Raw genomic sequence first — 4,691 nt, 5'->3', positions numbered from 1 at the left:
CGCCACGACTGCGGCGACCACCTCCACCCGAGCACGTCCGGCCACCAGGCGATGGCCGCCACCGTCCAGGCGGGTGCGTCGATCAGGGGCGGGGCCACCTGACCTGTTCAGGGCGAGGCGTTTCCGAACGGCGGGTTGGCTGCATGTCCGGGGTGACCGGAGCCAAGCGTGTAAGGGCGACGGCGTGTCGGAGGTTCGGAGGTGGACCGCCGGTCCAGGGCGGTCAACGTCAGAGGTTCGGGAGGTGGATCGCCGGCGCCGGGCGGTGGATGCCCCGGGGGCGGTAGCCGAGGGCGCCTGACAGGTTCAGGTAGTCGGCGAGCAGCCAGACGATGGCCAGCCACATCTCCGTGCCCTGTAGGCCGGGTACGCGGGCCGCGCCGGTGCCGCCGGTGAGGGCGAAGCTGAGGCCCGCGCCGTCCTGCCAGCCGCCCAGCGCGCGGCGCAGGTGCCGCCGCGCCCACTCCTCGCCCTCCTCGCGCCGGTGCGCCGTCTGCCTGCCCGCCAGCCACAACGGGTGGATGACGTCGAGCACGTTGCAGGCGTTGCCGGTGTCCCCGTGGAAGTAGCGGGGGTCGCCGGCGTGGGCGAGCACGGTGTCGACGGCACGTTCCGGGTACGGCAGCGGCATCCCGAACTGCGCGTACGTCCCCCTCGTCAGCCGGTAGAAGCCGTTGACCACCATCAGCAGGCCGGAGCCGGGGTCCGGCTCCCCCCACATGCCGTGGCCAGGCCGGCAGCGGGTGAGCAGCCAGCCGTACAGGGTCTCGAGGTCGCCGCGCAGGCCGAAACCGGCGAGGTTGCGGTAGAGGCCGGTGCCGATGGCGTCCACGACCGAACCCGACGTCCACGCCTCGCGGTCCCAGTCGAGGGCGTCGAGTGCGGCGGCCAGGTCCTTGCCGGTGAGGTCGTGGACGGCGTGGACGGGGTGCCGGAAGCCGGTGCCGAGCAGGTCGAGCGCGTAACCGGCGCAGAGCACGTGGTACGCCGTGACGCCCTCCAGCTCCGGCCCGCTCCCCGCCTCCGGCCGTTCCGGCGAACCCGGGGCGCCGACCTCCGGGACCAGGCCCGTGGCGGGGTCCTGGCGGTCGCGCAGGAAGGCGACGATCTCCTCGCGCGCCGGCACCGGAGGCGGGCCGCCGAGGAGCAGGTCGGCGATCTCCACGGCGTCGCACCAGGCCCGTACGGTGGGCGGGGCGTCCGGGCGGTCGACGTACCGCTCGCCAGTCCAGCAGCGGGCGAGCACCGCCTCGGCCTGGTCGCGGGCGCGGCCGGCGAAGGCGGCGAGCAGCCCTTCCAGGTCGTTCGCCGGACGCGACCGGGTGCGGCGGTCGCGGATGGGGCGGGCCGGGTTGCCGGCGACCATGGCCCAGGCGGGCACGTCCTTGGTGACGACCGCGCCCGCCCCGACGACGGCGTGGTCGCCGATGGTGACGCCGTCCAGCACGACGACGTTGGAGCCGATCCACACGTCGTCGCCGATGGTGATGCCCTTCGAGCTGATCGGCTGGCGGAAGACGGGCCGGTCGGGCTCGACGCCGTGGTTGAAGCCGAGCAGGGACGTGTGCGCCCCCACGCGTACGGCGTCGCCGAGCACGACGCGCCCCCGCGCCACGGCGTACGGGTTGAGCGTGCAGTCGTCGCCCATGACGAGGGTGTCGGTGACGTAGGCGTGGGCGGCGATGTAGCTGTGGTCGCCCATGCGCAGGCGGTCGGCGTGCACGGCGGCCAGCGGCGAGACGAAGACCTTCTCCGCGGCCTCGACGGCGATCCTGGCGCGCAGCCCGGTCAGGTGGCTCTCCTGGGCGCGGCGGTCCTCGTCGGTCGCGTGGTCCCAGTACAGCCACGGGCAGAAGTCGAACTTCGACGTCATCGGTTGCTCCTTGGAAGACATCACGTGCTCAGCGTCATCGACCAGGTGTAGCGGCGGACCGGCAGCCGGTACCGCTCGGGCAGCGCGGGACCGCAGGAGGCGCTGCCGAGGCCCTGCTGGCCGTGGTCCAGGTTGAGCCAGACGCGCCCCGAGTCGGCCAGGTCGTGCGGGCGGAGCGCGGCGGCCAGCGCCTGGCTGGTCCACCGGCGGGCGGTGAAGTCGAAGTGCGGCTCACCGTCCGCGCGCACCGTCGGCAGGCCGTCGCCCGACAGTTCGAGCCAGCGGGTCCCGACGTGGTTGCCGTTCTCCTGCGGGAAGACGTACGGGGTCTGCAGCTCGTCGATCGGACGGGCGAAGCGGCCGACGCGGGCGGCGGCCAGGCTGTCGGCGTACGACTCGCCGGGGCCCCGCCCGAACCACGCGACGTCGGTGTAGCCGCCGGGCAGCGCGAACCTGGCGCCCATGCGCGGCGGGGTGACGCTGAGGCCGCCGTAGGCGGTGTCGTGCCAGTCGCCGACGGGGTCGGCCTCGATCGTCAGGCGGAGCGCGCCGTCCTGCCATCGCCAGGTGTACGTGGTGCGGAAGCCCAGGATGCGGGTGGCCGGGCCGCTGCGGCCGCGTACGACGAGGGTGTGGTCGTCGGGGCGTTCGACGCTCGCGGTGCGGTGCAGGAAACGGTCGAGGCCGACGGTCTCCCAGTCGGCGGCGAGCGTGTTCCTGGGGCCCTGGCCGCGGTCGTTCTCGGTGGGGGCCCGCCACACGTCCAGCACCGGCCCGTCGAGCTCGGCGTCCCCCAGCCTGATCAGCCGCCCGGTCCTGGCGTCGAACGCCGCCCCGCCCAGGGCCACCTCCCCTGCCGCGGGGGGAGGAACGCTCGCGGATCGGGCGGGTCGCGGGCGGCGGTGGGAGCCGGTGCCGAGGCGGGTCTGGGCCCAGGCGACGACGTGGCCGGCGGGCGCCCAGCGGGCGGGGGCGGCGAGCGAGGCCTCGACGGTGAGCCAGGTCTCGCCCTCCGCCGCGACCTCGACGGCGGGAAGGGGGACGCGCACCGTCTCGCGGGCCGGGCAGTGCGGCACGGGAAGCGCCCCGCCGCCGCGCGGCTCGCCGTCCACCTCCACCGACCAGCGGAAGTCCAGGTGAGCGAGGTCGATCAGGTCGTACTTGCCGGTGACGGCCACCTCGCCCGCGCCCGGGTCCACCGCGATCCCCACGGGCGCGATGGCCGCGCGCAGCTCGGCCAGGCCGGGCGAGGGCGTGCGGTCGGGGAACAGCAGCCCGTCCAGGCAGAACCGCCCGCCGTTGGGGGTGGCGCCGATGTCTCCGCCGTGCCGGTAGTACGTGCGACCGTGCTCGTCGGTCCCGCTCAGCCCGTGGTCGATCCACTCCCACACGAACGCGCCGCAGAACCGCTCGTACGACTCCAGGATCGCCTGGTAACCGGCCAGCGAGCCCGGCCCGTTCCCCATGGCGTGGGCGTATTCGCACAGCAGGAAAGGAAGCCCGCGCCGCCGCACGTCGTCGGGCGAGTCCACGGCCACCCCATCCGGTGTCTCCTCCTTGCGCTGTCCGATCCGCTCCAGGTCGTCCAGCGACGGGTACATCGCGCTGTGGAAGTCGGAGTGGCGGTAGCCGGGGTCACGCTCGTAGTGCAGCGGCCGGGTGGGGTCACGCTCGCGGATCCAGCGTTCGATGTCGCCGAACGCCGCCCCGCTGCCGCTCTCGTTGCCGAGCGACCAGATGACGACGCTGGGGTGGTTCTTGTCGCGCTCGACCATCCGCCGGGCGCGGTCGAGCAGGGCGTCCCGCCACATCGGCTCGGCGGGAGGGTTGCCCTCCCAGCCGGCGTAGACGAAGCCGTGGGTCTCGATGTCGCACTCGTCGACGACCCACAGGCCGTACTCGTCGCACAACCTCAGGAACTCGGGGTGCGGCGGGTAGTGGGCGGTGCGGACGGCGTTGACGTTGTGGCGCTTCATCAGCTCGATGTCGCGGATCATGGTGGCGCGGTCGAGTGAGCGGCCGCGCACGGGGTCGTGCTCGTGCCGGTTGACGCCGCGGAAGAGCACCGGCCTGCCGTTGACGAGTAGCCGGCCGCCCGTGATCTCGACCGTCCTGAAGCCGACGGGCAGGTCGATCGTCTCGCCGGCGGCGCGCAAGGTGCCGCGGTAGAGGCGGGGGCTCTCGGCGCTCCACGGCTCGACGTGGGCGATCGTGACCTCCTCTCCCGTGGGTACGGCGACGCCGAGTTCGGGGATCTCGACCACGCCCGGGACGTCGGCGTCGACGAGGAGTGTGCCGGAGCCGGTGGCGGCGTCGTAGGAGGCGAGGACGGTGAGGTCGTCGATGCCTCCTTCGGGCCTGGCCAGCAGTTCGACGTCGCGGAAGATGCCGGGCAGCCACCACATGTCCTGGTCCTCCAGATAGCTGCCGGACGACCAGCGCTGCACGCGTACGGCGAGCACGTTGACGCCGGCCCGCACGAGCCCCGTGACGTCGAACTCGAACGGCAGCCGGCTGCCTTTGGAGTGGCCGAGCAGGTCGCCGTTGAGCCAGACCGTGCCGCAGGAGTCGACGCCCTGGAAGCGCAGCACGGTCCGGCCCGCGGGCCAGTCCCGGGGCAGGCCGAAGCGGAGCCGGTAGTCGCCGGTCGGGTTGTCGTCGGGCAGGTGGGGCGGGTCGATGGGGAACGGGTAGGCGGTGTTGGTGTAGAGGGGCACGTCGTGCCCTTCCAGCACCCAGTGCGACGGCACCCGGATCGTGTCCCAGCCGCTGTCGTCGAGTGCCGGGTCGGGCAGGGTGGGCCCGGTTCCCTCGGCGG

The 4,691-nt window shown here is 73.7% G+C and carries 2 protein-coding genes; both read right to left on the bottom strand.

What is annotated here, in order from left to right; all coding sequences use genetic code 11:
• Positions 1-229: 229 nt before the first annotated feature.
• Positions 230-1,873, bottom strand: coding sequence for an acyltransferase (locus tag E1267_RS47555; protein WP_281283764.1), 1,644 nt, complete (start codon positions 1,871-1,873; stop codon positions 230-232).
• 20 nt (positions 1,874-1,893) lie between these two features.
• The coding region (locus E1267_RS42615; RefSeq protein WP_132341842.1) for a glycoside hydrolase family 2 TIM barrel-domain containing protein at positions 1,894-4,691 on the bottom strand (2,798 nt) is incomplete at its 5' end.

This window comes from Nonomuraea longispora (assembly GCF_004348345.1).
Taxonomy (GTDB): Bacteria; Actinomycetota; Actinomycetes; order Streptosporangiales; family Streptosporangiaceae; genus Nonomuraea; species Nonomuraea longispora.
This window is presented reverse-complemented; position numbering and strand designations above follow the sequence as displayed.

Bases quoted from the DNA above. Each gene is read 5' to 3' on its own strand.
- E1267_RS47555 (WP_281283764.1), bottom strand. From the start codon at position 1,873: ATGACGTCGAAGTTCGACTTCTGCCCGTGGCTGTACTGGGACCACGCG.